Source organism: Aurantimonas sp. DM33-3 (genome assembly GCF_014334315.1).
Taxonomy (GTDB): domain Bacteria; phylum Pseudomonadota; class Alphaproteobacteria; order Rhizobiales; family Rhizobiaceae; genus Aurantimonas; species Aurantimonas coralicida.
The window spans coordinates 160,566-185,917 of the sequence record NZ_JACSGS010000008.1; the positions used below are offsets into that span (position 1 = coordinate 160,566).

Below are 25,352 nucleotides of genomic sequence, written 5' to 3' on the forward strand. Positions count from 1 at the left end.
TTGCAATCGCCCGCTTCTAACGCGAACGGGACGCAACGCAAGCGAGACGGGCAGCCCCTGACGGGGTAAACGGCGAACTTTAAGATTTCCTCATGTTTGCATACGGCAAGGGTGGGACGGCTGCGAAAGGCGCAATGAGAAGCGAATTGCCATCGGGCGGAACCGACACCATCCAGGACCGCCTGGGCACGCGTTCCGTCACCCTCGTCGGCCTGATGGGCGCCGGCAAGACCACGGTCGGACGCCGGGTCGCGGCGCTTCTCGACCTGCCCTTCCACGACACCGACCACGAGATCGAGCTGGTTTCGCGCATGTCGATCCCGGAGCTGTTCGAGGCCTATGGCGAGCCGGAGTTCCGGGCGCTGGAGGCCCGCGTCGTCGGCCGCCTCACCGGCGAAGGCCCGCAGGTCGTGGCCACCGGCGGCGGCGCCTACATGCACGAGGAGACCCGCAGCCTTCTCAAGCAGTCGGCGATCACCGTCTGGCTGAAGGCCGATCTCGACACGCTGATGGATCGCGTCCGGCGCCGGGCCAACCGCCCGCTGCTCAAGCAGGACGATCCGCGCGCGGTGATGCGCGGCCTGATCGAGCAGCGCTATCCCATCTATGCCGAAGCCGACATCACCATCCCGACGCGCAACGTGAAGCGGGACGTGATCGCCCAGGAAATCATCGAGGCGCTGGACCGCCACCTCGCCACGGAGACCGACCGATGAGCAGTGTTCCCGCCGCCCCTGCCACCGCCGATACGCCGGCCGCACCGCGCAGCCACGTCAGGGTCGAGCTCGGCGACCGCGGCTACGACATCGTCATCGGCCCCGGCCTGATCGATGCGGCCGGCGAGGAGATCGCCCGGCGCCTGCCCGGCGTGCGTGCCGCCGTCCTCACTGACGCGACGGTCGCCGGCCTGCATTACGAGCGGCTGTCCATCGCGCTCAGGGCCGCCGGCATCGACCATGTGCAGATCGTCGTGCCGCCCGGCGAAACGTCCAAGTCCTTCGCGCAGCTCACCGATGTCGTCGACCAGATCATCGGCGCCCGCCTCGAGCGCGGCGACGTGGTCATCGCGCTCGGCGGCGGCGTGATCGGCGACCTTGCCGGTTTCGCCAGCGCCATCGTGCGCCGCGGCATGGGCTTCGTGCAGATGCCGACGACGCTGCTGGCGCAGGTGGATTCCTCCGTCGGCGGCAAGACCGGCATCAATTCGCCGCGCGGCAAGAACCTGATCGGCGCCTTCCACCAGCCGGCCCTCGTCCTCTCCGACACCGCCCTCCTCGACACGCTGCGCCCGCGCGAATTCGCCGCCGGCTACGCGGAGATCGCCAAGATGGCGCTGATCGACCGGCCGGACTTCTTCGACTGGCTCGACGCCAACCGCGAGGCGATCTTCACCGGCGGGCCCGAGCGGGTCGAATCGGTGCGCCAGAGCTGCATCGCCAAGGCCGCCGTCGTCGCCGCCGACGAGCGCGAGGAAGGCAGCCGCGCGCTGCTCAATCTCGGACACACCTTCGGCCACGCGCTGGAAGCAGCGGTCGGCTACGACGCGCAGCGCCTCGTCCATGGCGAGGGCGTCGCCATCGGCACCGTCCTTGCGCATCGGTTCTCGGCCCGGCTCGGCCTCTGCCCGCCCGCCGATGCCGAGCGCTGCGAAGCGCATTTCGCCGCCGTCGGCCTGCCCACACGCATTTCCGAGATCCCCGGCGCGCCGCTCGACGTGGCGACGCTGATGGCCGGCATAGGTCAGGACAAGAAGGTCCGGCGCGGCAGCCTCACCTTCATCCTCACCCGCGGCATCGGCCAGGCCTTCATCGCTAACGACGTCGACCCGGCCGCCGTCGAGGCCTTCCTGACTGAAGAGTTGACCCGATGAGCGTGACCCTCTGGATTCTCCTCGGCATCGTCCTGGTCCTCGTCTCCATCTCCGCCTTCTTCTCGGGCTCGGAGACGGCGCTGACGGCGGTCTCGCGGGCCCGGCTGATGAGCTACGAGAAGAATGGCGACGCCCGCGCCACGCTCGTCCAGACGCTGATCGAGAAGAAGGACCGGCTGATCGGCGCCCTTCTCATCGGCAACAACCTCGTCAACATCCTCGCCTCGTCGCTGGCGACCACGGCCTTTCTCGGCCTGTTCGGCCAGGCCGGCGTCGTCTACGCGACGATCGGCATGACGGTGATCGTGGTCATCTTCGGCGAGGTGCTGCCGAAGTCCGCGGCGATCGCCCGGCCCGACGGCTTCTCGCTGGCCGTCTCGCGGCCGGTGAGCTGGGTGGTGGCGCTGCTCGGCCCGCTGACCCGGGTGGTCAACTGGATCGTCCGCCGCATCCTGGCGCTGTTCGGGGTGAGTCTCGAATCCGGCGCCTCGCTCCTGACCGCCCACGAGGAACTGCGCGGCGCCGTCGAGGTGCTCCACCGCGAGGGTTCGCTGGTCAATGCCGACCGCAACCGGCTCGGCGGCCTGCTCGACCTGCACGAGCTGGAGGTCTCCGACGTCATGGTCCACCGCACCGCCATGCGGCAGGTCAATGTCGATGACGGGCCGATCGAGGTGGTGCGGCAGATCCTGGAAAGCCCCTATACCCGCATGCCGGTCTGGCGGACCCATTACGACAACATCGTCGGCGTGGTGCATGCCAAGGACATCCTGCGGGCGCTGCACGAGGTCGACAACGACCCGGCCAAGGTCGACATCCTCAAGATCTGCGCCCAGCCCTGGTTCGTGCCCGAGACGACGACGCTGCAGGACCAGCTCAACGCCTTCCTGCGCCGAAAGACCCACTTCGCCATCGTCGTCGACGAATATGGCGAGGTCGAAGGCCTGATCACCCTGGAGGACATTCTCGAGGAGATCGTCGGCAACATCGCCGACGAGCACGATGTCGACATGCAGGGCGTCAAGATCGAGGCGGACGGCTCGGTCATCGTCGACGGTCAGGTGCCGATCCGCGACCTCAACCGGGCGCTGGACTGGAACCTGCCGGACGAGGAAGCCGTGACGATCGCCGGGCTGGTCATCCACGAGACCCAGACGATCCCGGAAGAGCGGCAGGCCTTCACCTTCTTCCACAAACGCTTCACCGTCCTGAAGCGCGAGAAGAACCGCATCGCCAAGCTGCGCATCCGGCCGGCCACGATCCTGGTTCCGCCCAAGAAGGGCGGCCATCATGCCCTGGCGAGCGGCGAGGTCGCGCCCGTGCTGGAGCCGGAGATCGACGATTACGACTACGGCATCGAGACGATCGAGCCGGACGCGACCGATTTCGAGACCGGCGAGGTCGGGTCCGAAACGGCGGATCGGGACGAATGGTCGCCCGGTCCGCGCCCGGTCGACACCGACCTGACGAACACCGACGACATGCCCGCATCGTCCGACACCGCCGATACGGTCTCCGACCCCGGGACGACGCGCCGCGACTGAGCGGCGCAGCCTTCCGGTATCAGGCGGGCGCGCCCGGCGGCGGGTGTCCCGTCAGGCGTCGCGCTTTCTGCTTTGCCGACGCGCGCTAGCGGCGACGCGCCTCGCCCGGCGCCGAAACCTCGATGGCAAGGGCATGGACGCCGGCGTCCAGTTCGTCCTGCAGCACCCGGTTGATCGCGCGGTGGCGCGCCACCCGGCTCTGGCCGGCAAAGGCCGCGCTCACGAGTCGCACCCGGAAATGGGTCTCGCCCGATCCGTCGAATGTCGCGTGATGGTCGCTGTCGGCGTGGTGGTGACCGGCATGCAGATGGCTCTCGTCGATGATCTCCAGATGCTCCGGCGCAAACGCCTCGGCCAGCTTGGTCTCGATTGTCGCCCTGGTGTTCATGGCAGTCACTCTCCTGTAGTAGCGGTCGCCGCACCGCGCCAAGCGAAGCTTGCGCGAAGCAGGCGGACCCTCTGCATTTTCGGGCTTTTTCCGGGATGTCAATTCTTGTCCGCACCGGTCCCGGGCACCATTATTGGACGCGATGAAACTCGACTCCGAATATTTCGATGCGATCCGCGTCAAGGGGAAGCGCAAGACCAAGGGCAAGGCGGAGCCACGCCGGGCCGAAGTCTGCGCGTGGGAAGGCTGTAACGAGCCGGGCTCCTACAAGGCGCCGATGGGGCGTGATCACGAAGGGCAGTACCTGCATTTCTGCGTCGATCACGTGCGCCAGTACAACAAGTCCTACAATTATTTCTCCGGCCTGAACGACAAGGACATCCAGCAGCACCTCAAGGATTCCATGACCGGCCACCGGCCGACATGGACCATGGGGCATAATGGCACGGCCGCCGGCAACGGCGCCAAGGCGGCCAGCGCCGCGCGGGCCAAGCGCTGGAACAGCCGCATGCGCGACCCGTTCGACCTGTTCCCGGAGGAGGGCGGCGGGCGCCCGCAGCCGCGGCGCCCCAAGGTCCGGTCGCTGGAGCACAAGGCGTTCGAGACGCTGGACCTCACCGACGAGGCGAGTGGCGAAGCGATCCGCACGCGCTACAAACAACTCGTCAAGCAACTGCATCCCGATGCCAATGGCGGCGACCGCGGCACCGAGGACAAGCTGCGCGAAGTGATCCAGGCCTACAAACTTTTGAAACAGTCAGGTTTTTGCTAAGCGCGAGGGGAACGCGCCGGCCACCCCGAAAACCAGCGTGCGCAAACGCCATGCGGCGATGATCGCGGAGCCCGTCGAGGCCCCGCCCTCTCGCCTGCAAACCGACAGTGATGACTTGGTCCCCGAGGCTCGCCGGAGAGCCGCCGGACCGTTGGAGGTAGTATGAGTGCAGCGGAACATCACGTGGCCCCCCTGCCCGATACCACGGTCTCGGTGCGTGACACCTTCGGGTTCGACAGCGACCTGACGGTCCCGGCCTTTTCCGCGTCCGACCCGCACGTTCCCGAGATCGACCCGGACTATCTGTTCGACAAGCCGACGACGCTGGCGATCCTCGCCGGCTTCGCCAAGAACCGGCGCGTCATGGTCTCGGGCTATCACGGCACCGGCAAGTCGACCCACATCGAGCAGGTCGCGGCCCGCCTCAACTGGCCCTGCGTGCGCGTCAATCTCGACAGCCATGTCAGCCGCATCGACCTCGTCGGCAAGGATGCCATCGTCGTGCGCGACGGCATGCAGGTCACCGAGTTCAAGGACGGCATCCTGCCCTGGGCCTACCAGAACAACGTCGCGCTGGTGTTCGACGAATACGACGCCGGTCGCCCGGACGTGATGTTCGTCATCCAGCGCGTGCTGGAATCCTCCGGCCGGCTGACCCTGCTCGACCAGAGCCGCGTCATCCGCCCGCATCCGGCCTTCCGCCTGTTCGCCACGGCCAACACCGTCGGCCTCGGCGACACGACCGGCCTCTATCACGGCACCCAGCAGATCAACCAGGCGCAGATGGACCGCTGGTCCATCGTCACGACGCTGAACTATCTGCCCCACGACCACGAGGTCGGGATCGTCGTGTCCAAGGCCAAGACCTACGCCACCAAGGAAGGCCGCGAGACCGTCTCCCAGATGGTGCGCGTTGCCGATCTCACCCGCTCGGCCTTCGTCAATGGCGACCTGTCGACTGTGATGAGCCCGCGCACGGTGATCACGTGGGCCGAGAACGCCGAGATCTTCGGCGATCTGGGCTTTGCCTTCCGGCTCACCTTCCTGAACAAGTGCGATGATCTGGAGCGCCCGCTCGTCGCCGAGTTCTACCAGCGCGCCTTTGGCGAGGAACTGCCGGAGAGCGCCGCCAACCTCGTTCTGGACTAGGCGGCCATGGCCAAGATCGGCGACAATACGCGTCCCGCGGACCGCAAGCCGGCCGACAGCGAGCCGTTCCGGCGCGCCGTCGCCGGCTGCCTGCGGGCGATCGCCGGCGATGCCGAGCTCGAGGTCACCTACGCCTCCGAGCGTCCGGGCCTCAGCGGCCAGCGCGCCCGCCTGCCCGACCTGCCCAAGCGCGTCTCCAGGACCGATCTCGGCGTCACCCGCGGCCTGTCCGACGCCATGGCGCTGCGCAAGGCGCGCCACGATTCGCGCCTGCATTCCAGCCTGTCGCCCGACGGCCGCAGCGCCCGCGCCGTCTACGACGCCGTCGAGCAGGCCCGCTGCGAGGCGATCGGCGCCAATGCCATGCGCGGCGTCGGCGACAATCTCGCGACGATGCTCGAGGACAAGTATTTCCGCTCCAACCTCGCTGACGTCACCGACCGCGCCGAGGCGCCGATCGAGGACGCGGTGGCGCTGATGGTGCGCGAGAAGCTGACCGGCCGCCCGATCCCGCCCAGCGCCGAGGCGCTGGTCGACGTGTGGCGCGACTTCATCGACGAGAAGGCCGGCGCGAAGTTCGACCGCCTCAGCGAGACCGTCGGCGACCAGCAGGCCTTTGCGCGGGCGATGCGCGACATGCTGGTCTCGCTGGAGATGGCCGAGAGCCTCGGCGACGAGGACGAGAGCGACGACACCGACAGCGAGGAAGAGCAGGGCGACAACCAGACCCGCGATTCCGACGAGGGCGGCTCCGAGAAGGAGAGCGGCACCGACGAGGCCGAGGCCCAGGAGAACGAGAGCGAAGGCGAGAATCAGGAGGCGGCCGAGGCCGAATCCTCCGAGGCGACCGCCGACGATCCGTCCGACGAGGACAGCCAGGACACCGAGACGACGGGCGAGTCGCGCCGCCCCAACCAGTCGCAGCACGGCTTCAATCTCGACAGCGACTACAAGGTCTTCACCCAGGCCTTCGACGAGACCATCGGCGCCGAGGAACTGTGCGACGAGGCCGAGCTCGACCGGCTGCGCGCCTTTCTCGACAAGCAGCTCTCGACCCTGCAGGGCGTCGTCGGTCGCCTTGCCAACCGGCTGCAGCGCCGCCTGATGGCCCAGCAGAACCGTTCCTGGGACTTCGACCTGGAGGAAGGCTATCTCGATCCCGCCCGGCTCAGCCGGATGGTCATTGACCCGATGCAGCCTTTGTCCTTCAAGATGGAGCGCGACACCGATTTCCGCGACACGATCGTGACGCTGGTGATCGACAATTCCGGCTCCATGCGCGGCCGCCCGATCACCGTCGCGGCCACCTGCGCCGACATCCTAGCGCGCACGCTGGAGCGCTGCGGGGTCAAGGTCGAGGTGCTGGGCTTCACCACCCGCGCCTGGAAGGGCGGGCAGGCGCGCGAGGCCTGGTTGAAGGCCGGCAAGCCGCAGAAGCCCGGCCGCCTCAACGATCTGCGCCACATCATCTACAAATCCGCCGATTCGCCGTGGCGCCGCTCGCGGCGCAATCTCGGCCTGATGATGCGCGAGGGCCTGCTGAAGGAAAACATCGACGGCGAGGCGCTGATCTGGGCCCACAACCGGCTTCTCGCCCGGCCCGAGCAGCGCCGCATCCTGATGATGATCTCCGACGGCGCGCCGGTGGACGATTCGACCCTGTCGGTGAATCCTGGCAATTATCTCGAACGCCATCTGCGGGCAGTCATCGAGCAGATCGAGACCCGCTCGCCGGTCGAACTCCTCGCCATCGGCATCGGCCACGACGTCACCCGCTACTACCGGCGCGCCGTGACCATCGTCGATGCCGAGGAACTGGCCGGCGCCATGACCGAGCAACTCGCCGATCTCTTCGAGGACGAGAAGGCCGGCGGCCGGCGCGGACAGCGACGCCGCGCAGGCGGCGCCGGACGCTGATGGGCGGGCGCAGCCGGCGCTTCGGTGCCACGGCGCTCTGCGCCCTCCTCCTGGCCACCACCGCACCCGTCGCCGCGGGCAGCGGCCTCGACATCGCCGCCAGGCCCGTCGCGCAGTTCGACAAGAACTCCGACCGCATCCGCTTCGGCGCCCTCGACTTCGTCGGCGGCTTTTCCTTCTGGTCCGATGACAGCCGCCTGATGGGCCTCTCCGCCTTCCGCTTCCGCGACGGCGGCAGCCGCTTCCTTGCGGTCTCCGACACCGGCTACTGGCTGGGCGGGCGCATCGCACGCGACGCCGACGGCCGGCCGGTGGGGATCGCCGAGGCGACGCTCGACCCGATCCTCGCCTCCGACGGCCAGGCCCATCGCCGCAAGGGCGATGCCGACGCCGAAGGGCTGGCGATCGATGGCGACAGGGTCGTGGTGTCCTTCGAGAGCGATCACCGCATCGCCGCCTTCGCTGCGGCTCCCAGCATGGCGGCAAGCCGGCCTGCGCCGCTCGCCTTGCCGATCCCGCGGCGCGAATTGCGCAGCAACAAGGGGCTGGAGATGCTGGCGGCCGCACCGGCCTTGGGGCCGCTCGCCGGCGCACTGGTGACGGTGAGCGAGCATTCCATCGACCGCGCCGGCAATCTCTTCGCCGCCGTTCTCGACGGCCCGCGATCGGGCCTCTTCACCGTGCGCAAGGATACCGACTGGGAGGTCTCGGACGGCACGTTCCTCGCCGGCGGCGACCTCCTGCTCCTGGAGCGGCGCTACAATGGCTGGGTCGGCGGGCTGGGCATCCGGATCCGGCGGGTGGCGTCGGAAGGCATCCGTCCCGGCGCCCTCGTCGACGGGCCGGTGATCGCGTCCTTCGATCTCGGCCAGGAGATCGACAACATGGAAGCGATCGACGCCTGGACCGACGATACCGGCGCGACCCGGCTGACGCTCATGTCGGACGACAACGGCTCGTATTTCCAGCGCAACATGGTGCTGGAATTCCGCCTCGCCGACGACGAGGCGCGCACCCACTGAGGGGGTGTCAGATGCCGGCGGCCGCCACCGGCCGGGCTGGCATGAAATGCTGCATGATGATCCGGTAGGGCACCAGCGCGAACACCGCGATGAACAGCTTCACCGTGAAATCGCCGATCGCCCAGGACACCCAGCGCGGGGCCTCCACGGCCATCAGGCCGAGCAGCGGCGCGCTTTCCAGCGCGAAGCCGTCATTGGGGCCGAGGAACAGGAAGAACGGCGCGAAGGCGACGGTGAAGAAGGTGATCGTGTCGACCACCGAGCCCGACAGCGACGACGCCGCCGGCGCCCGCCACCAGCTTTCCTGGCGCAGGCGGTTGAACACCGCGATGTCGAGGAGTTGCGCGGCGAGGAACGCCCCGCCCGAGGCGATGGCGATTCGCAGCAGCCGCTCGGCAGCCGTCGCATATTCCAGGAAGCCGAGATCGTAGAGCACCGGCGGCACGACGATCGAGCAGGCGACCGCGGCGGCAAAGCCGATATAGACCACGCGCCGGGCGATGGCCGGGCCATAGCGACGGTTGGTCAGGTCGGTAACGAGAAACGCGAAGGCGTAGGTGAAGGCGCCGTAGGTCAGGATGTCGGCCAGCTGCAGCGAGCCGATCTGGGCGAAGACCGGGAACTGCACCGCGACGTTCGACGCGAGCACGATTGCCGTCATGGCGATGACGGGAAGCAGATAGATACGCAGGAGCTGCATTTTTTTAACCTGGGTGATGGAACCAGTTTGTGCCGGACGCCGGAAGGCGACCGGCCCGGATATGTCGGATATCAGGGGCGCTTGCGCGCCCCCGTCAGCACGGCCTGATCAGGCGGCTGCCGTCTCGGCGATCTTCTTGGCGATCTGGCGCTTCAGCAGGCGGGCGCGCTGCGACAGCTCGGCCGCGTCGGCCTTCGCCAGAAACGCGTCGAGACCACCGCGGTGCTCGACCGAACGCAGCGCATGCGCCGAGATGCGCAGACGATAGCGCTGGCCCATCGCGTCGGAGATCAGCGTGACCTGGCACAGATTCGGCAGAAACTTGCGACGCGTCCTGTTGTTCGCGTGGCTGACATTGTTGCCGGACTGGACAGCCTTGCCAGTGAGTTCGCAGGCGCGTGACATCGGATCACCTTTCAGATTAACGTAACGCCCGACCGAGACGCGCCACCGCAACAGGCGCGATCATCGACATCGGGTATGACCGGAAATTCGAACGGGTCTATAGTCCGGGCGGGACGATGCGTCAAGCCGCGCGGCGCGGCGACGTGCCCGTCCGATCGCCACAAATTCGCGCCGTTTGTCCCGTCTGCCCGAAAGCTGCCCGTTCCCCTTCGCCGCGAGAGGCCTTCGCCCCATGATGTCCAGACCGATTCTCGCCCTTGTCGCCGTCGCGGCAACGCTCGCCGCCGGCCTCGCTCCGGCCCGGGCCGAGCAGACGGTCACGACGCGCTACGGCGTCTCGATCATCGGCCTGCCGGTCGGCAAGGCGAGCTTCGACACCACCATCGACGGCAGCCGATTCTCGGTGAAGGGCACCCTGTCCTCGGCCGGGCTCGGCAGCCTCGTCTCCAACACCCGCGGCACCAGCCGGGTCGCCGGCAAGGTCACCAGCCGCGGCTTTGCGGCCGAAAGCTACGGCCTCGACTATACCAGCGACGCCAAGCGCTGGTCGAGCGACGTCGCCTTCAGCGGCGGCCGCGTGACCTCGGCTAAGGTCGGCCCGAAGCGCGCCAAGGCCAAGCCCGACTACGTGCCGGTGCAGCGCGCCCAGCTTCGCTCGGTGGTCGATCCCCTGAGCGGGCTGATGATCAAGACCGGCGATGCCGCCTCGGTGTGCCGCCGGACCCTGCCGCTCTATGACGGCTGGTCGCGCCTCGACCTGAAGCTGTCGCCGGCCGGCACCCGACGCTTCGACATGCCGGGCTTTTCGGGCAATGCCGCGGTCTGCAAGCTACGGATCGACCCGGTCAGCGGCTACGACAAATCCTCCAAGGGGCTGAAGTTCCTGAAAGGCCAGACGCTGGAACTGTGGTTCGCGCCGATCGCCCGCGAGGACGTCTACGTCCCGGTCTATGCCCATATCCCCACCACCGTCGGCCCGCTGACCCTCTCCGCCCTGTCGGTCTCCGTCGATTGAGGCGTCCGGGGCGCGGCCCCGCCGCGCCATTCGGCCGGTCGGATTCGCGTCCGCGCCATTGACCCGCCACGCACGGGGCGAGCATAGATCGCCGCGGCAAGCGGGAGCGGGACATGGGCACGATACTGGGTTTTGCGGCGGTGCTGATGTGGGCCGTCCTGGCGCTTCTGACGGCGCGCAGCGGCGCCGTCCCGCCGTTCCAGCTGGCGGCCATGACCTTCCCCATCGCCGCCGTGATCGGCGTCGTCGCCCTCAAGCTGCGCGGCGGCAGCCTCGCCGTCTTCCGCCAGCGGCCGGCCGTGTGGCTCCTCGGGGTCGGCGGCCTGTTCGGCTACCACGCCCTGTACTTCGCCGCCCTGCGCAACGCGCCGGCGGCCCAGGCCGGCCTGATCGCCTATCTCTGGCCGCTGCTGATCGTGCTCGGATCGGCCGCCCTGCCCGGCGAACGCCTGCGCTGGTTCCACATCCTCGGCGCCCTCTGCGGCCTTGCCGGCGCGGCGCTGATTGTCACCGGCGGCGGGGCGCTGGCCTTCTCCCCCGACTATGCGCTGGGCTACGGCCTTGCCGGCCTCTGCGCCCTCACATGGTCCAGCTACTCGCTCCTGTCGCGGCGCTTCGGCGACGTGCCCAGCGACGTGGTCACCGGCTTCTGCGCGGTGACGGCGGTGCTGTCGCTCCTCGCCCATCTCGCCTTCGAGACCACGGTCTGGCCGCAGACGGGCGGCGAGTGGATCGCGGTGCTGCTGCTTGGCCTGCTGCCGGTCGGCGGCGCCTTCTATGTCTGGGACTACGGGGTCAAGCACGGCGACATTCAGGTGATCGGCGCGGCGAGCTATGCCGCGCCGCTCCTGTCGACGCTGGTGCTGATCGCGGCGGGCGAGGCGGCGCTGTCGGGCACCATCGTCGTCTCGGCGATCCTGATCACCCTGGGGGCCTGCCTTGCCGCGCTGCCGCTGTTCCGGCGGCTGCTACGGCGCGGCGAAGCGGTAGTGCGCTAGTTCCCGGAGGGCTTGCGCGGCGTCGGCCGCCAGTTCTCCGGCGCCATCTCGAAGGAGGCGAAATCGAAGCCCGGCGCCACGGTGCAGCCGACGAGGGTGTATTCGCCAAGGCTCGTCGCGGTCTGCCAGCAGCCGGCCGGCACGACGAATTGCGGCCGCTCGCCGGCCTCGACATCGGGGCCCAGCCGGTGCGCCGAGGCGTCGTGGCCGTTCTGCGAGATGGTGATCACCAGCGGCGCGCCGCCATACCAGTGCCAGACCTCGGCGGCGTCGGTCACCCGGTGCCATTCCGAGGTCTCGCCGGCTTCCAGGAGATAGTAGATCGCCGTGGAGGCGGCGCGGCCGCCCTCCCCGGTGGCCTCGTCGCGAAAGGTCTCGCGATACCAGCCGCCCTCGGGATGCGGCTTCAGGTCGAGCGTGCGGACCAGGTGCAGCGCTTTCAGGCTCATCAGTAACCATCCCGCTTCTTGCGGATGGCCGCGAAGACCTCCGCCGGTTGTGCGTCTTCCATGCCCATGGCCGCCTTCAGCTCCGGATCGTCGGCCCGCAGGAACGGATTGGTCTTCTTCTCGCGTCCGAGCGACACCGGCAGGGTCGGCTTGCCCTCGACCCGCAGATGCTCGACCTCCTTTACCCGCTCCTGCAGCGCCAGGTTCTGCGGATCGATGTCGATGGCGCAGCGGGCGTTGGTGGCGGTGTATTCGTGGCCGCAATAGAGCATCGTGTCGTCCGGCAGGGCGCGCAGCCGCTGCAGCGAGTCCCACATCATCGCGGCATCGCCCTCGAACAGGCGGCCGCAGCCGAGCGAGAACAGCGCGTCGGCGGCAAACAGCGCCTTGGCGTCGGGCATGTAGTAGGAGACCTCGCCCAGCGTGTGGCCCGGCGTGTCGATCGCCTCGACGCGGATACCGCCGACATCGAGCGAGTCGCCGCCCGAGGCCGTGCGGTCGATGCCGGGAATGCGGTCGCGCTCCTTGGCCGGGCCGATGATCTCGACCTGGAAGCGCGCCTTCAGCGCCTGATTCGCCTCGACATGGTCGCCGTGATGATGGGTCGTCAGGATGTGGGTCAGCGTCCAGCCGGCCGCCTCCAGCGCATCGAGGATCGGCTGTTCCTCCGGCGCGTCGATGGCGATCGTGGTGCCGGTGTCCCCGTCGTGCACCAGCACGCCGAAATTGTCGCTCCGGCAGCCGAACTGGCGGATCTCGATCGAAGCCATAAGCACTCGTCCCCCTCTGATTGATGCTGCCCTGCGAGTTAGGGCAGCATAGCGCGATGTCAGCCGCCATCCGGCGTCGCTCCCACGCGCCGATCGCGCGACGGGAGTTTCGAGCCAGCTTGCAATCGTTCTATGTAAGGATCGCTGGATCGCTGGCGGGACGGACGCCGAACCGGAGAGCACACACTGACGACCAATGCCGACATCGTCGACCTGCGCGACTTCTACGCCTCGCCCCTGGGCGCAGCGGCTGCGCGGGCCGTCTCGCTGGCGCTGACGCCCTTGTGGCGGCCAATCTCGCAGGAGCGGCTGGTCGGCCTCGGCTATGCGGTGCCCTATATCGACCGCTTCGCCGCCGATGCCGAGCGGGCGCTGGCCTTCATGCCGGGGGCCCAGGGGGCACAGGTCTGGCCGGCCGGCGCCGCGTCGCTCACCGCGCTGATCGGCATCGAGGATCTGCCGCTGGGCGACGCTTCGGTCGACCGGGTCCTCATCGTCCATGCGCTGGAATTCGCCGAAAGCCCCGAGGCGATGCTGGCCGAGGCCTGGCGGGTGCTGGCGCCGGGCGGGCGCATCGTCATCGTCGCCCCCCACCGCCGCGGCATCTGGGCGCGCTTCGAGCATACGCCCTTCGGCTCGGGCCGGCCGTGGTCGCGCGGCCAGCTCACCCGCCTTCTGCGTGCCACCATGTTCACGCCCACCGCCTGGTCGCAGGCGCTGCTCTTCCCGCCCTTCCAGCGCCGGTCCATGCTGGGCTTCGCCACCCCGCTGGAGCGGATCGGCCGCGATCTGTGGCCGGTCTTTGCCGGCGCGGTGATCATCGAGGCGACCAAGCAGCTCTATCGCGGCGTGCCGGTGACCTCGATGGCGAGAGAACGCCGCCGGGCGATCAAGCCGGTGCTGGTGCCGGCCGGCGCCGGCGCGGGCGCCCGGCTGTTCCGCTAGGCACCACGCCGCGCGCTCTCAGGCCGGCGCCGTCACCCGCCGTGGCGCGTCCGGCGCGTTGGCTGCCTGCCACGCCCCCGGCGCCATCCCGGTCACCCGCAGGAACTCGCGGTTGAAGTTCGACTTGGTGTTGAAGCCGCTGTCCAGCATGGCGGCGGTCACGCTCTCCCCGGCCGTCAGGCGCGCGCAGGCATGGCGGATGCGGAAGCCGTTGACGTAGCGCGAGACATTCTCACCGGTGGTCCGGTTGATCGCCGTCGACAGCCGCTTGGCCGGCACCAGCAGCCGCCGCGACAGGCGCTCGAGGGTGAGATCGGCGTCGAGATAGAGCGCCCCCTCGGCGACCAGCGCGTCGAGCCGCGCCATGATCTCGGCATCCTGCCGGACATCCTCCGATGTCGGGCCGGCCACCGGCTTCTCTTCCGTCGCTGCCGACGCCTCGCCGCCCGCAAGGCTCTGCGACAGGCACAGGGCGCCGACGAGGCCGAGCGAGAGCGAGGAGAACAGGCTGATGATCAGCGGCTGCGCCCATCCGGCGCCCGAGAATTGCAGCATCCCGATCAGCCCGTCGCTGACGGCGGACAGGATCAGCGCCAGGGCGATGACGCTCCACACGCGGCCCGGCCGGTCGGCGGTCTCCAGCCGGGTCAGCGGCAGGCTGTCGGCGCCGGCCCGCACCGCGACGAGGATCGCGGCGCCATAGGCCAGGAAGAGCCCCGGCACGACCAGGTCGAGGAGGACGGGCGCAAAGGCGACGCAGAAGGCGGTGAAGACCGGCCCGGCCAGATGCGGCAGCGCGCGCCTTGGATCGAAGCGCCGCACCGCCGTCGCCTGGAAGGTGGCGAAGGCCAGCGGCGGAATGATCGTCGCGGTCACCGGCTGGACGAGGCGCAGACCCGTCAGCCCGTAATATTGCGCCAGCGAGATCACCACGCCCTGCAGCGCGCAGGCGGCCAAAAGCAGCAGGAACAGCCACGGCCGGTCCTTCTTCAGGGCGGCGTGCAGCAGCAGGAAGCCCAGGATCAGGGAAACGATCAGCGGGATCGGCAGAACGAGCATGGCGAAACGACCTCGGTTCACCGCGACCTAGACCAAAAACCGGTTCGGCTCGACCTGAAACCGGTTTTCGGACGCCGATCGGGGGCGCGCCGTCCATGCAGAACGGGTCAGTTCCACCCCGAAAGGATCACCCCATGTCCCGCTCACTCGTCGCCGCCGCCCTCCTCGCCGGCCTCACCGCTTCCGCCATCGCCGAACCGCTGGCCGGCTACGACCGGCTGACCGTCGCGGCGCCGCATCGCCCGGCCCCGCTCGCCGCCTCGCTCTGGTACCCGCTCGGCACCCCGACCTATCGCGGCATCGTCGGCGAGAACGCGGTGTTCGAGGGCACCGAAGCCTATGTCGGCGCGGCCATCGCCAAGGGCCGCTTCCCCCTCGTCCTCCTGTCGCACGGATCGGGCGGCAACATGGACAATCTGTCCTGGCTGTCGGCGCAGCTCGCCGCCCGCGGCGCCATGGTGCTGGCGGTCAACCATCCCGGCAGCACCACCGGCGATTCCTCGCCGCGCCGGTCGATCCGGCTCAGCGAGCGCGCCGCCGATCTGACGGCCGCGCTCGACGCCATCCTCGCCGACCCGGCCTTCGCACCGCATGTCGACGCGGCGCGGATCGCCTCGCTGGGCTTTTCCCTCGGCGGCGCGACGGCGCTGAACCTTGCCGGCGCGCGGCTCGATCGCCAGGCCTATCGCGACTATTGCGCCCGGCTCGGCGACCGCGCGGCCGATTGCGTGTTCTTCGCCAAAGGCGGGGTGGATCTCGCCGCCCTGCCCGAGGACTGGGAGCGCGACATGCGCGACGCGCGGATCGCCGCGGCGGTCGCTGTCGATCCGGGCATGAGCTATGCGATCACGCCCGACAGCATCGCGGCGATGACCCTGCCGGTGCTGCTGGTCAATCTCGGCGACGAGACCCGCTGGCCCGCCATCGACGTCAGCGCCGCGGGCAGCGACCTCGTCGCTCGCCTGCCCGACGCCAGCTATGCGGCGGTCGCGCCGGGCAACCACTTCACCTTCCTCGCCGAATGCAAGCCGGAGGCGCCGGCCCTGCTCATCGCCGAGGGCGAGGACCCGATCTGCGACGAACCCGCCAGCACCGACCGGGCCCGTGCCCATGCCGAGATCGCCGCCCTCATCGCGGGCTTCCTGGGTCTCGACGCCGACACGCCGCCGGCCATCACGAACTGAAGCAGCCTTCACAAGGACACAGGAACCGGGGCGACGCCCCGGTTCCGGCCGTCGCGGCAATGCCGCTCAGCCGGCCGGCCGGATCATGTCGCGCAGCGGCTCGGCCGGCCCCATGCGATGGGCGAGCCAGGCGAGGAGTGCGGCGACGGCGACGGCCGGGACGAGGCTGACCGCCTCGAAGGCGCCATGCGCCAGCGCGCCCAGCGTGGCGCCTGCCAGAAGTCCGGTCCACAGCAGGAGATACGGCACCCAGCCGAAGCGTTTGCCGCCGAGGCAGGCATTGGCGATGTGCTGGCCCAGCTTGACCAGCGTGCCGGTCATGTAGCTGACGCCGATGCTGACCTCGCCATTGCGCTGGAAGACGCAGTTCACCGTGCCCATCGCCGCCGCCAGCGTCAGCGAGGCGTAGGGCCGCCCGACGGTCGCGTCGAGGCCGGCGGCCACCGCCAGGAGCACCGCCACCTGGATCAGCACGGCGGCCTTGCGCGCGGTCCCCGCCATATGCGCCGTCAGCGAGCCGGCGACCACGCCGCCGACAAAGGCCGCGACGATCGCCAGCGCCAGCCCGGCAATGCCGGAGAGCTCGGCGAGCCCCACCGCCAGCCGGGTCGAATTGCCGCTCATGAAGGAGACGAACAGCCCGCCGAGCTTTAAAAAGCCGATCGCGTCGACATAGCCGGCGAGCGCCGCAAGGCAGGCGGCCAGGAACCAGCGGCGCGAATCGTAACGGGTCATGCGCCTGCCTGTCCCCGCCTCACCATCGACCGGCCCCCATTCTCACCCTAGCGCTTCAGGACGAACACTGCCTGCTGGCCGAACAGGTTCCAGAACGCCCAGGGCAGCTTCATGCCGATGCGCTGGCCGGTGGAGTTCAGCGCCATCGCCGTCTCCACCGTCGCGCCGACCTCCTCGGCCAAAGCGACGAAGTCGCGGATGGTGCAGAAATGGATGTTGGAGGTGTCGTACCAGGCCTGGTGCAGATTGCGGGTCACCGGCATGCGGCCGCGCAGCGCCACCCAGTAGCGGATCGACCAATGGCCGAAATTCGGGAAGGAGACGATCGCCCGGTTGCCGATGCGCAGGAGCTCCGACAGGACGAGCTTGGGATTGCGCGTCGCCTGGATGGTCTGGGACAGGATGACATAGTCGAAGGCGTCGTCCGGATAGTGGACGAGATCGCGGTCGGCGTCGCCCTGGATCACCGACAGGCCGCGCGCGACGCATTCGTTGACGCCGGGCTGGCTCAGCTCCATGCCGCGGCCGTCGACCTGCCGGCGTTGCTCCAGGAGCGCCAGCAGCGCGCCGTCGCCGCAGCCGATGTCGAGCACCCGGCTGCCCGGCGTGACGAGGTCGGCGATGATCTCCAGGTCGACGCGGGTCGCGGCGTCCTTCGACACGCTCTCGCTGGTCGGCAGGGGTGCGTCGGCAAGCGCCATGGTCAAAGCCCCCGCGCCGTTGCGGCCGACGACACGAAGCCGTCGATGGCCGCGAAGAATTCCGGCTCGTCCAAAAGGAACGCGTCGTGGCCGCGGTCGGTGTCGATCTCGACGAAGGAGACCGAGGCGGCGGCGGCGTTCAGGGCATGCACCACGGCGCGGTTCTCCTCGGTCGGAAACAGCCAGTCGGACGAGAAGGAGACCATGCAGAACCTTGTCTTCGACCCGCGGAAGGCATTGGCCAGCCGGCCCTCATAGTCTCCGGCAATGTCGAAATAATCCATGGCGCGGGTCATGTAGAGATAGGAATTGGCGTCGAAGCGGTCGACGAAGGTCATGCCCTGGTGGCGCAGATAGCTCTCGATCTGGAAGTCGGCGTCGAAGCCGAAGCCGAGCTGGTCGCGGTCCTGCAGGTTGCGGCCGAATTTCCGCTGCAGGGCCATCTCCGACAGATAGGTGACATGGGCGGTCATGCGCGCCACGGCGAGCCCCTTGTGGGGCCGCTTGCCGAACTCGAAATAGCGCCCGCCCTGCCAGTCCGGGTCGGCCATCACCGCCTGCCGGCCAACCTCGTGGAAGGCGATGTTCTGCGACGAATGGCGGGCGCCGGTGGCGATCGGCAAAGCGGCGAAGACCCGCTCCGGGTAGCTCACCGTCCATTGCAGCACCTGCATGCCGCCCATCGAGCCGCCGATGACGGCGAACAGCGTGTCGATGCCCAGCCGCGTCACCAGCATCGCCTGCGCCCGCACCATGTCGCGAATGGTGATCACCGGCAGGCCGAGGCCGTAGGGCTTGCCCGTCGCCGGGTCGATCGAGGCCGGGCCGGTCGAGCCCATGCAGCCGCCGATCACGTTGGAGCAGATGACGAAGTATTTCGACGTGTCGATCGGCTTGCCCTCGCCGATGATCGAGGACCACCAGCCGGGCTTGCCGGTCACCGGCGAGCGGCTGGCCGGATAATGGTCGCCGGTCAAAGCGTGGCAGACAAGGATGGCGTTCGACTTGTCGGCGTTCAGCGTGCCGTAGGTGTTGTAGGCGATCTGGAAGGGCGACAGATCGCGGCCGGCGTCCAGATGCAGCGGCTCGTCGGGGCCGAAACGGGCGACCGGGCTCGAGGGTTCGTTGGCCTCGCGGCTGCCGAGGGAATAGTCGAGCTGTTCGCGGGAAGGTTCGGCGCTCATGGGTCTTACCGGCTGCTTGATCGCTGGCGCGAAAGGGCGGGCTGTCCGGCACGTCTCGTGGTGCCGGCGCGTCGTTCGCTGCCACAGATACGCACTGGGAGGCGTCGCGGCAATCGCGGCGACGCGGCGGCCGTGCCCGTTAGCCCGTCGCGGGATGACTTTGCCAAGTGCGCGGCGGCCCGATACAAGCCGGCAGATCGTGAAGAATGGCGCGCGAGGGGCGCCGGAGGGGAGTGCCAAACAGATGAACGGACCCGCCAAGGCCGACCCGTCGCGGCTTGCCGAACTGAGAGCCAAGATCGACGCCATCGACGAGTCCGTGCACCGGCTTCTGATGCAGCGTGCGACCGTCATCGACGAGCTGATCGAGGTGAAGGGCACGGCCCGCAACGGCGCCGCCTTCCGGCCCGGCCGCGAGGCCGAGATGATGCGCCGGCTGGCCGGCCGCCACCAGGGCCATCTGCCGCTGACCGCCATCGAGCATCTGTGGCGCGAGATCATCTCCACCTTCACCGCCCTGCAGGCGCCGTTCGCCGTGCATGTCGCCGACGAGGGCGATCTGGTCGCGGCGGTCGAGACGGCGCGCTTCTATTTCGGCTTCTCCGTGCCGATGACCATCGACGGCTCCAGCCAGGACGTGATCGCGGCGATCGAGGACGGCGGCGACCGTCTCGGCATCGTGCCGATCGGCGCGGCCGGCCGGCCCTGGTGGCAGGGCTTCCGCTCGGCGCAGATCGTCGCACGGCTGCCCTTCTTCGACGCGCCGGGCCGTCCCGCCGGCACGCCCTGCCTCGTCGTCGCGCCGCCGCTGGCCGATCCGGTGCAGCCGGAAATCGCCTGTTACTGCGTCGACGGCCTGACCGGCATGGCGACGCCCGGCGACGGGGTGACGGTGATCGCCGAGGCGCCCTACGGCGCCGACCGCTTCAGCGCGCTGGTCGCCACGACCGGCGGCGAGGAAGCGGTGAAGGCGGCGATGGGCGACGGTCTCGACATCCGGCCGGTCGGGGGCTATGCGGCTCCTTTCCGGCTGCCATCCTGACGACCATCGCGCCCACGCGCCCGGGCCGCCCGGGACGGCCGGACCGATCCCCGGATCGCGGCGCCTCCTGACGGGGCGTCCTCCGGGTCGTTGAATTGACGCGTCGGGCCCGCCGGAGCTGATCCGGCGCCAGGGGCCGACGCCGCAGCGAAAGAGTGCGGACGATGAGACCCGTTCCGACCAAGGGCGTCCTCGACATCGAGGCCTATGTCCCCGGCAAGAGCAAGGCGCCGGCCGGCGTGACGCTGCACAAGCTGTCGTCGAACGAGACGCCGCTCGGACCGCCGCCGGCGGCGCGCGAGGCGGCCGTGTCCGCGCTGACGCAGCTCGAGGTCTATCCCGACGGCCAGTCCTCCGCCCTCAAGGACGCCATCGCCGAGGTGCACGGTCTCGACGGCCGCCATATCCTGTGCGGCAACGGTTCGGACGAGCTGCTGGGGCTTCTGTGCCAGTGCTATCTGGCGCCCGGCGACGAGGCGATCCACACCGAGCACGGCTTCCTGGTCTACCGCATCCAGATCCTGGCGCGCGGCGCGACGCCGGTCGCGGTGAAGGAGACCGACGCCACCGCCGATGTCGACGCGATCCTCGCCGCTGTCACCGAGAAGACGAAGCTGGTCTTCCTCGCCAATCCGAACAATCCGACCGGCACCTATCTGCCCTTCGACGAGGTGCGGCGGCTGCATGCCGGCCTGCCCGGCAACGTCATCCTCGTCCTCGACGCGGCCTATGCCGAATATGTCCGGCGCAATGACTACGGCGCCGGTATCGAACTGGTCTCGTCGTCCGAAAACGTCGTGATGACCCGCACCTTCTCCAAGATCTACGGCCTTGCGGGTCTGCGGATCGGCTGGATGTACGGGCCGGAGGCGATCGTCGACGCCCTCGACCGGGTGCGTGGACCCTTCAACCTCAACGCCGCCGCCATCGCCGCGGGCGCCGCCGCCATCCGCGAGCGCGCCTTCGTCGAAAGCGCCGTCGACCACAATGCCCGCTGGCTGGAATGGACGACCGGCGCGCTGGAAGGTCTCGGCCTCACCGTGACGCCGAGCGTCGGCAATTTCGTTCTCGTGCATTTCCCCGACGAGCCCGGCCGCACCGCTGCCGACGCCGACGCCTTCCTGACGTCGAAGGGCTTCATCCTGCGCCGCGTTGCCGGCTACGGCTTTCCCAATGCGCTGCGCATGACCATCGGCACCGAAGAGGCCAATCGCGGCGCCGTCGCCGCCCTTGCAGATTTCCTCGGCCGGGGGCAGCCATGAGCGAGCCGCTGTTTCAGCGCGTCGCGCTGATCGGTATCGGCCTGATCGGCTCGTCGCTGGCGCACAATATCCGCGCCCGCAAGCTCGCCGGCCATGTCGCCATCACCACCCGCCGCGCCGCGACGCTCACGCGGGCCGAGGAACTGGGGCTGGGCGACAGCTACCATCTCGACGCCTCGGACGCGGTCCGCGATGCCGACCTCGTCATCCTGTGCGTGCCCGTCGGCTCCTGCGGCGCGGTCACCAAGGAGATCGCCGGCGCGCTGAAGCCCGGCGCCATCGTCAGCGATGTCGGCTCGGTGAAGGGCGCCATCGTCCAGCAGATGCAGCCGCATCTGCCCGATCATGTGCATTTCGTCCCGGCGCATCCGATCGCCGGCACTGAGCAGTCGGGACCGGATGCCGGCTTCCTCGAACTGTTCGACAATCGCTGGTGCATCCTCACCCCGGTCGAGGGCACCGACGCGGACGCCGTCGCCAGGCTGCGCGCCTTCTGGGAGGCCTGCGGTTCGGACGTCGAGATCATGACGCCGGAGCACCACGATCTGGTGCTGGCGATCGTCAGCCACGTGCCGCATCTCATCGCCTACAACATCGTCGGCACCGCCGCCGATCTGGAGACGGTGACCCAGTCGGAAGTGGTGAAGTTCTCGGCCTCGGGCTTTCGCGACTTCACCCGCATCGCCGCCTCCGACCCGACCATGTGGCGCGACGTCTTCCTGACCAATCGCGACGCGGTGCTGGAGATGCTGGCGCGGTTTTCCGAGGATCTCGCCTCCCTGCAGCGGGCGATCCGCTGGGGCGACGGCGAGACGCTGTTCGACCTGTTCACCCGCACCCGGGCGATCCGGCGCGGCGTCATCGAGGCCGGCCAGGACACCGCCAAGCCCGATTTCGGCCGCGACCATTCTGCTGCCCCGACAGCAGCGCCCACCCAGACGCCGAAGGACTGATCACCGCAGCGGCGGGATCCGGCCGAGCGGAACGACGCCGGCGGCGACATTGCCGTTGCGCACATTGAGGCCGATGACGCTGCGGCCGTTCTCGCTGCGACCGGCAAAGGACAGTGCCGTGGCGATGGTCTGGGCCGGCGATGCCAAATCCGGCGCGGCCGCCGCGACCAGCGCCGCGATGCGCGCGGGGTCCTGGACCGCGAGCTCGAAATCACCGCTCAGGAGGCCGTCGACGCCCACCGAGAACTCGCCCGACAGCGCCATTTCCGCGTCGCCGAAATCGATCGACAGCATCCGCAGCGCGCCCTCGCGGCCGGCCATGAGTTCGCCCAGTGTCGCCCCGGCGGCCCGCCCGCCGAGCCAGTCCGCCGCGCCGCGGATCGTCAGGTCGAGCCCGGCCGTCGCAGGCGGCACCTCGGACAATTGCGGTGCCAGGCTGCGGGTGTCGCGGCTCGACAGGGCGACGTCGAGATCGCCGTCGCGTCGGCGCAGATGCGCCTCGACCTGCACGGCCTCGGCCAGCGGCAGGCGGTCGGCGGCCGGCTGGGTGAGCGCCACCACCGGCGCCTCGATCGTCAGCGCCGCCCGGTCCAGCCCCTCGGTCCAGAAGGACGCGCTCGCCTGCGCCAATTGCCAGCGCAGCTCCAGCGGCGGCGCGTCCGCCGTATCGACGATCAGCGGCGCGTCGAGTTCGGCGACGACGCGGTTGGGCTGGTAGATCTGGGCGGCGGTGCGCAGCGCGCCGGACGTCGCCCGCACGCCGTCGCGCGGCGCATCCAGCGTCACCGCGTCGCAGCGCAGGCCGAGCCGGAACGGATAGCCGAAGACCGCCTGATTGGCGCAGTCGATCGCGGTGCCGCGCGCCCGCGCATCCTCGATCACCCGGGCGACGCGCGTGTCGAGCTGGTTCGCCAGATAGTACCAGGCGCCCGACAGGCCCGCCGCCAGAAGCACGACGATCGCGATGATCCAGAGATAGGCGCGACCGGCTTTCCCGGGTCCGCCGCTTGACGTCGCCATGGCGTTATCCTTTGAGGGCCCGACCGATATCGCGGACGGGCGGGGCATTTCGAGGGCAATGGACGATTTGTGGGTATTTGGCTACGGCTCGCTGATCTGGCGGCCGGGCTTCGACTTCACCGAACGCCTGCAGGCGCGGCTCGGCGGCTACCACCGGGCCCTGTGCGTGCGCTCCCACGTCCATCGCGGCACGCCGGAAAAGCCGGGGCTGGTCTTCGGCCTCGACCGGGGCGGCTCCTGCGTCGGCATGGCGTTCCGGGTGCCGGCCGCCGAGCGGGACCCGACCATCGCCTATCTGCGCGAGCGCGAGCTCGTCACCCATGTCTATCGCGAGATGACCCTGCCGGTCCGCCTCACCGACGGCCGCAGCGTGCGGGCCCTGACCTATGTGGTCGATCGCGGCCACAGCCAGTATGCCGGCCGGGTCACGGTGGAGCATGCCGCCACGGTTGTGCAGCGCTCGCACGGCCAGTCCGGCGCCAATGTCGACTATGTGACCAGCGCCCTCGACCACATCCACGAGATGGGCTTGCGGGATTCCTGGCTCGAACAGGTGGTCGCGCACCTCCACCGCTAGCTCCGCCACACGCGCCTCAGACGTCGCGCGGGCCCTGCGACGCCGGCAGATGGCCGTCGCTGGCATAGGCCTCGGCCATCAGGTCGGCGGACCGCGTCTCGATGGAATCGCGCAGATGCGACAGGAAATCGGAGCGGTTCAGCCCCGGTTCAATGATCGGCAGATAGTCGGCCCGGATCGTGCCGGGACGGCGCAGGAAGGCGTGGCGCGGCCAGTACAGGCCGGAATTCAGCGCCACCGGCACGACCGGCACGCCGACATCCTCGTACAGCCGGAACACGCCCTGGCGATAATCGGCGATCGCGCCGGGCGCGGTGCGCGTGCCTTCCGGGAAGATGACGATCTGCCGGCCCTCGGCGACGGCCTTGCGGGCGCCCTCGATCATCGAGGCGACGGCGCCGCCGCGCTTGGCCCGGTCCACCGGGATCATGCCCATATGGCCGGCCAGCCAGCCGAACAGCGGAATGCGCATCAGCTCCTTCTTCAGGATGAAGGTCGGCCGGTCGAGATCGGGAATGATGGCGAAGACGTCCCAGAAGGACTGGTGCTTGGCGGCGATGATCGACGGGCCCGCCGGCACATGCTCGGTGCCGGTGATCTTCGAGCGCACGCCACCGACATGCTCCAGCAGCCAGACGCTGGAGCGGGCCCAGTTCTTGACGACCCACCAGCCCGTCGCCTCCGAGCCGAAGAACATCAGCGGCCCGAGCACGATCATCTGGACGATCAGATTGACGTAGAACAAGACGTTGAAGGCGAGCGAGCGGACGAAGATCATGGCTGGAAGCGCCTCCGGCATGGGTCGGCGCGGCAGGGACGGACAGGATGGCAGGCCGGCGACGTGCCGACGCCATACGACGTCGGGCGGCGAGAATCGAGGGGCTGGTCGGCGGCCGGCCTCAGGGATCGAGACCGGCGAGTTCGGTGGCGACGCTGTCGGTCTGGGCGACGCCGAAGACCAGCCGCACCCGGGCAGCGATCAGCTTGGCATATTCGGTCAGGAGCACGCGCAGCCCGGCGGTGTTGGGCATCAGCTCGGCCGACCAGAGGTCGTCGCGGCGCACGGCATAGGGGGTCACGGAGCGCAGCTCGCCGATGCGGTCGAACTCGCGCAGCGAGCGCGGCATGTGATAGTCGCTGGTCACCAGGATGAGGTCGCGAAAGCCCTGCTCGCGCGCCCAGTTGCGGGCGATCTCGGCATTGCCCACCGTGTTCAGCGCGGCATAGTCGAGATCGACGCAGCAGGCGAAGAGATCGCGGTCGGTGTCGGTCATGCGGGCCAGGGTCGCGGCGCTGGTGCCCGGATTGACGCCGCTGATCAGGAGCCGCCGGCCACGGCCCTCCTTCAACAGGTCGATCGCCTGGTCGATGCGCAGCGCGCCGCCGGTCAAAACGACGATGCCGTCCGCCGCGCCGATCGGCGCCGGCTTGGCCAAGAGGCTCACCTCCTCGGCAAAGCGCACGAAGCCGCCGGCCAGATAGCCGCCCAGAAGCACGCCGACGAGGATTGCCGCAAGGCACAGCCGCCGTACGCCCCTCGGCATCCAGCGATGCGACCGGCGCACCGGTTTGTCGCCGGGCGCGTCGCGGCCGGGGCCGGAAGAATGGGGGTGGGCCGATGACGCTAGGATCATCGGATCATGTTCCTCTCGGAATGCGACATCGCTTTGTCCGTGTCCTCGTCCTCAGAC

Annotated in this window: 26 protein-coding genes and 1 pseudogene; 15 read left to right on the top strand and 12 right to left on the bottom strand. The window is 69.2% G+C overall.

Annotated elements, in window-relative coordinates; translation table 11 throughout:
- Positions 1-134 precede the first annotated feature (134 nt).
- From H9Q09_RS12990 to H9Q09_RS13000, 3 genes and pseudogenes are all read left to right on the top strand, one after another.
- Positions 135-716, top strand: coding sequence for a shikimate kinase (locus tag H9Q09_RS12990; RefSeq protein ID WP_187391388.1), 582 nt, complete (start codon positions 135-137; stop codon positions 714-716).
- Complete coding sequence (gene aroB, locus H9Q09_RS12995) at positions 713-1,870, top strand: 3-dehydroquinate synthase (protein WP_187391389.1); 1,158 nt, start codon at positions 713-715, stop codon at positions 1,868-1,870. Before H9Q09_RS12990 ends, aroB begins: the two co-directional genes overlap by 4 nt.
- A pseudogene (locus H9Q09_RS13000) lies at positions 1,867-3,117 on the top strand (HlyC/CorC family transporter); the annotation flags it as partial. The gene aroB and the pseudogene H9Q09_RS13000, both read left to right, overlap by 4 nt.
- A gap of 382 nt (positions 3,118-3,499) precedes the next feature.
- On the opposite strand, the gene H9Q09_RS13005 reads toward H9Q09_RS13000, so the two are convergent.
- Entirely contained in the window at positions 3,500-3,802 is a 303-nt protein-coding gene (locus tag H9Q09_RS13005) for a BolA family protein (RefSeq protein WP_024349881.1), read from the bottom strand.
- A 142-nt stretch (positions 3,803-3,944) separates the two neighbouring features.
- On the opposite strand from H9Q09_RS13005, the gene H9Q09_RS13010 reads away from it, so the two are divergent.
- The 4 genes from H9Q09_RS13010 to H9Q09_RS13025 all read left to right on the top strand — a co-directional run bounded on the left by H9Q09_RS13010 (position 3,945) and on the right by H9Q09_RS13025 (position 8,662).
- Entirely contained in the window at positions 3,945-4,574 is a 630-nt protein-coding gene (locus tag H9Q09_RS13010) for a J domain-containing protein (protein WP_009210722.1), read from the top strand.
- Between the two features lie 162 nt (positions 4,575-4,736).
- On the top strand, positions 4,737-5,723 hold the full coding sequence (gene cobS / locus H9Q09_RS13015) for a cobaltochelatase subunit CobS (protein ID WP_024349880.1): 987 nt from the start codon (positions 4,737-4,739) through the stop codon (positions 5,721-5,723).
- 6 nt (positions 5,724-5,729) lie between these two features.
- Entirely contained in the window at positions 5,730-7,640 is a 1,911-nt protein-coding gene (cobT, locus tag H9Q09_RS13020; protein WP_187391391.1) for a cobaltochelatase subunit CobT, read from the top strand.
- Complete coding sequence (locus H9Q09_RS13025) at positions 7,640-8,662, top strand: esterase-like activity of phytase family protein (RefSeq protein ID WP_187391392.1); 1,023 nt, start codon at positions 7,640-7,642, stop codon at positions 8,660-8,662. Before cobT ends, H9Q09_RS13025 begins: the two co-directional genes overlap by 1 nt.
- A gap of 7 nt (positions 8,663-8,669) precedes the next feature.
- Here H9Q09_RS13025 and H9Q09_RS13030 read toward each other — a convergent pair whose 3' ends face one another.
- Positions 8,670-9,362, bottom strand: coding sequence for a queuosine precursor transporter (locus H9Q09_RS13030; RefSeq protein ID WP_187391393.1), 693 nt, complete (start codon positions 9,360-9,362; stop codon positions 8,670-8,672).
- Positions 9,363-9,470: 108 nt separating this feature from the next.
- A complete protein-coding gene (gene rpmB / locus H9Q09_RS13035) occupies positions 9,471-9,767 on the bottom strand; it encodes a 50S ribosomal protein L28 (protein ID WP_009210727.1) in 297 nt (98 codons plus the stop codon).
- A 232-nt stretch (positions 9,768-9,999) separates the two neighbouring features.
- On the opposite strand from rpmB, the gene H9Q09_RS13040 reads away from it, so the two are divergent.
- On the top strand, positions 10,000-10,782 hold the full coding sequence (locus tag H9Q09_RS13040; RefSeq protein ID WP_246716131.1) for a DUF3108 domain-containing protein: 783 nt from the start codon (positions 10,000-10,002) through the stop codon (positions 10,780-10,782).
- Positions 10,783-10,895: 113 nt separating this feature from the next.
- Positions 10,896-11,780, top strand: a complete 885-nt coding sequence (locus H9Q09_RS13045; protein ID WP_187391395.1) for an EamA family transporter — start codon at positions 10,896-10,898, stop codon at positions 11,778-11,780.
- Here the strand turns inward: H9Q09_RS13045 and H9Q09_RS13050 are convergent.
- A complete protein-coding gene (locus tag H9Q09_RS13050) occupies positions 11,777-12,229 on the bottom strand; it encodes a cupin domain-containing protein (RefSeq protein ID WP_187391396.1) in 453 nt (150 codons plus the stop codon). The two genes, H9Q09_RS13045 and H9Q09_RS13050, sit on opposite strands and share 4 nt — an antisense overlap.
- On the bottom strand, positions 12,229-12,999 hold the full coding sequence (gene gloB / locus H9Q09_RS13055) for a hydroxyacylglutathione hydrolase (RefSeq protein ID WP_187391397.1): 771 nt from the start codon (positions 12,997-12,999) through the stop codon (positions 12,229-12,231). The genes H9Q09_RS13050 and gloB overlap by 1 nt, the downstream gene beginning before the upstream one ends.
- A gap of 330 nt (positions 13,000-13,329) precedes the next feature.
- Between gloB and H9Q09_RS13060 the strand changes: the two genes are divergently transcribed.
- Positions 13,330-13,944, top strand: a complete 615-nt coding sequence (locus tag H9Q09_RS13060; protein WP_187391431.1) for a class I SAM-dependent methyltransferase — start codon at positions 13,330-13,332, stop codon at positions 13,942-13,944.
- 18 nt (positions 13,945-13,962) lie between these two features.
- Here H9Q09_RS13060 and H9Q09_RS13065 read toward each other — a convergent pair whose 3' ends face one another.
- On the bottom strand, positions 13,963-15,003 hold the full coding sequence (locus tag H9Q09_RS13065; protein ID WP_187391398.1) for an AraC family transcriptional regulator: 1,041 nt from the start codon (positions 15,001-15,003) through the stop codon (positions 13,963-13,965).
- A gap of 134 nt (positions 15,004-15,137) precedes the next feature.
- Between H9Q09_RS13065 and H9Q09_RS13070 the strand changes: the two genes are divergently transcribed.
- Positions 15,138-16,187, top strand: coding sequence for an alpha/beta fold hydrolase (locus H9Q09_RS13070; protein WP_187391399.1), 1,050 nt, complete (start codon positions 15,138-15,140; stop codon positions 16,185-16,187).
- A gap of 66 nt (positions 16,188-16,253) precedes the next feature.
- Here the strand turns inward: H9Q09_RS13070 and H9Q09_RS13075 are convergent, their stop codons facing one another.
- From H9Q09_RS13075 to H9Q09_RS13085, 3 genes are read right to left on the bottom strand one after another with little or no spacing between them, the layout of a single operon-like run.
- Positions 16,254-16,922, bottom strand: a complete 669-nt coding sequence (locus H9Q09_RS13075) for a YoaK family protein (protein ID WP_187391400.1) — start codon at positions 16,920-16,922, stop codon at positions 16,254-16,256.
- Between the two features lie 47 nt (positions 16,923-16,969).
- The gene (gene metW, locus H9Q09_RS13080; RefSeq protein ID WP_155898416.1) at positions 16,970-17,623 is read right to left on the bottom strand and encodes a methionine biosynthesis protein MetW; all 654 of its coding nucleotides are present in this window, start codon (positions 17,621-17,623) and stop codon (positions 16,970-16,972) included.
- 2 nt (positions 17,624-17,625) lie between these two features.
- Positions 17,626-18,807 carry a homoserine O-acetyltransferase gene (locus H9Q09_RS13085; protein ID WP_024349867.1) on the bottom strand — a complete coding sequence of 394 codons (1,182 nt, stop codon included), beginning with the start codon at positions 18,805-18,807 and terminating at the stop codon, positions 17,626-17,628.
- A 244-nt stretch (positions 18,808-19,051) separates the two neighbouring features.
- On the opposite strand from H9Q09_RS13085, the gene pheA reads away from it, so the two are divergent.
- The 3 genes from pheA to H9Q09_RS13100 all read left to right on the top strand — a co-directional run bounded on the left by pheA (position 19,052) and on the right by H9Q09_RS13100 (position 22,064).
- Positions 19,052-19,849 carry a chorismate mutase gene (gene pheA / locus H9Q09_RS13090; RefSeq protein WP_187391401.1) on the top strand — a complete coding sequence of 266 codons (798 nt, stop codon included), beginning with the start codon at positions 19,052-19,054 and terminating at the stop codon, positions 19,847-19,849.
- A 164-nt stretch (positions 19,850-20,013) separates the two neighbouring features.
- The gene (gene hisC, locus H9Q09_RS13095; protein WP_187391402.1) at positions 20,014-21,111 is read left to right on the top strand and encodes a histidinol-phosphate transaminase; all 1,098 of its coding nucleotides are present in this window, start codon (positions 20,014-20,016) and stop codon (positions 21,109-21,111) included.
- Entirely contained in the window at positions 21,108-22,064 is a 957-nt protein-coding gene (locus H9Q09_RS13100) for a prephenate/arogenate dehydrogenase family protein (protein ID WP_187391403.1), read from the top strand. Before hisC ends, H9Q09_RS13100 begins: the two co-directional genes overlap by 4 nt.
- Here H9Q09_RS13100 and H9Q09_RS13105 read toward each other — a convergent pair whose 3' ends face one another.
- A complete protein-coding gene (locus tag H9Q09_RS13105) occupies positions 22,065-23,084 on the bottom strand; it encodes a DUF2125 domain-containing protein (protein ID WP_187391404.1) in 1,020 nt (339 codons plus the stop codon).
- Here H9Q09_RS13105 and H9Q09_RS13110 point away from each other — a divergent pair.
- Entirely contained in the window at positions 23,083-23,661 is a 579-nt protein-coding gene (locus H9Q09_RS13110) for a gamma-glutamylcyclotransferase (protein ID WP_081651870.1), read from the top strand. The genes H9Q09_RS13105 and H9Q09_RS13110 overlap by 2 nt on opposite strands.
- Before the next feature lie 16 nt (positions 23,662-23,677).
- On the opposite strand, the gene H9Q09_RS13115 is transcribed toward H9Q09_RS13110, so the two are convergent.
- Complete coding sequence (locus H9Q09_RS13115; protein WP_187391405.1) at positions 23,678-24,439, bottom strand: lysophospholipid acyltransferase family protein; 762 nt, start codon at positions 24,437-24,439, stop codon at positions 23,678-23,680.
- 121 nt (positions 24,440-24,560) lie between these two features.
- On the bottom strand, positions 24,561-25,295 hold the full coding sequence (locus tag H9Q09_RS13120) for a YdcF family protein (protein WP_187391406.1): 735 nt from the start codon (positions 25,293-25,295) through the stop codon (positions 24,561-24,563).
- Positions 25,296-25,352 lie beyond the last annotated feature (57 nt).

Coding starts and splice junctions, on each gene's coding strand:
- H9Q09_RS12990 (WP_187391388.1), top strand. CDS start 135: ATGAGAAGCGAATTGCCATCGGGCGGAACCGACACCATCCAGGACCGC.
- aroB (WP_187391389.1), top strand. CDS start 713: ATGAGCAGTGTTCCCGCCGCCCCTGCCACCGCCGATACGCCGGCCGCA.
- H9Q09_RS13005 (WP_024349881.1), bottom strand. CDS start 3,802: ATGAACACCAGGGCGACAATCGAGACCAAGCTGGCCGAGGCGTTTGCG.
- H9Q09_RS13010 (WP_009210722.1), top strand. CDS start 3,945: ATGAAACTCGACTCCGAATATTTCGATGCGATCCGCGTCAAGGGGAAG.
- cobS (WP_024349880.1), top strand. CDS start 4,737: ATGAGTGCAGCGGAACATCACGTGGCCCCCCTGCCCGATACCACGGTC.
- cobT (WP_187391391.1), top strand. CDS start 5,730: ATGGCCAAGATCGGCGACAATACGCGTCCCGCGGACCGCAAGCCGGCC.
- H9Q09_RS13025 (WP_187391392.1), top strand. CDS start 7,640: ATGGGCGGGCGCAGCCGGCGCTTCGGTGCCACGGCGCTCTGCGCCCTC.
- H9Q09_RS13030 (WP_187391393.1), bottom strand. CDS start 9,362: ATGCAGCTCCTGCGTATCTATCTGCTTCCCGTCATCGCCATGACGGCA.
- rpmB (WP_009210727.1), bottom strand. CDS start 9,767: ATGTCACGCGCCTGCGAACTCACTGGCAAGGCTGTCCAGTCCGGCAAC.
- H9Q09_RS13040 (WP_246716131.1), top strand. CDS start 10,000: ATGATGTCCAGACCGATTCTCGCCCTTGTCGCCGTCGCGGCAACGCTC.
- H9Q09_RS13045 (WP_187391395.1), top strand. CDS start 10,896: ATGGGCACGATACTGGGTTTTGCGGCGGTGCTGATGTGGGCCGTCCTG.
- H9Q09_RS13050 (WP_187391396.1), bottom strand. CDS start 12,229: ATGAGCCTGAAAGCGCTGCACCTGGTCCGCACGCTCGACCTGAAGCCG.
- gloB (WP_187391397.1), bottom strand. CDS start 12,999: ATGGCTTCGATCGAGATCCGCCAGTTCGGCTGCCGGAGCGACAATTTC.
- H9Q09_RS13065 (WP_187391398.1), bottom strand. CDS start 15,003: ATGCTCGTTCTGCCGATCCCGCTGATCGTTTCCCTGATCCTGGGCTTC.
- H9Q09_RS13070 (WP_187391399.1), top strand. CDS start 15,138: ATGTCCCGCTCACTCGTCGCCGCCGCCCTCCTCGCCGGCCTCACCGCT.
- H9Q09_RS13075 (WP_187391400.1), bottom strand. CDS start 16,922: ATGACCCGTTACGATTCGCGCCGCTGGTTCCTGGCCGCCTGCCTTGCG.
- metW (WP_155898416.1), bottom strand. CDS start 17,623: ATGGCGCTTGCCGACGCACCCCTGCCGACCAGCGAGAGCGTGTCGAAG.
- H9Q09_RS13085 (WP_024349867.1), bottom strand. CDS start 18,807: ATGAGCGCCGAACCTTCCCGCGAACAGCTCGACTATTCCCTCGGCAGC.
- pheA (WP_187391401.1), top strand. CDS start 19,052: ATGAACGGACCCGCCAAGGCCGACCCGTCGCGGCTTGCCGAACTGAGA.
- hisC (WP_187391402.1), top strand. CDS start 20,014: ATGAGACCCGTTCCGACCAAGGGCGTCCTCGACATCGAGGCCTATGTC.
- H9Q09_RS13100 (WP_187391403.1), top strand. CDS start 21,108: ATGAGCGAGCCGCTGTTTCAGCGCGTCGCGCTGATCGGTATCGGCCTG.
- H9Q09_RS13110 (WP_081651870.1), top strand. CDS start 23,083: ATGGCGTTATCCTTTGAGGGCCCGACCGATATCGCGGACGGGCGGGGC.
- H9Q09_RS13105 (WP_187391404.1), bottom strand. CDS start 23,084: ATGGCGACGTCAAGCGGCGGACCCGGGAAAGCCGGTCGCGCCTATCTC.
- H9Q09_RS13115 (WP_187391405.1), bottom strand. CDS start 24,439: ATGATCTTCGTCCGCTCGCTCGCCTTCAACGTCTTGTTCTACGTCAAT.
- H9Q09_RS13120 (WP_187391406.1), bottom strand. CDS start 25,295: ATGATCCTAGCGTCATCGGCCCACCCCCATTCTTCCGGCCCCGGCCGC.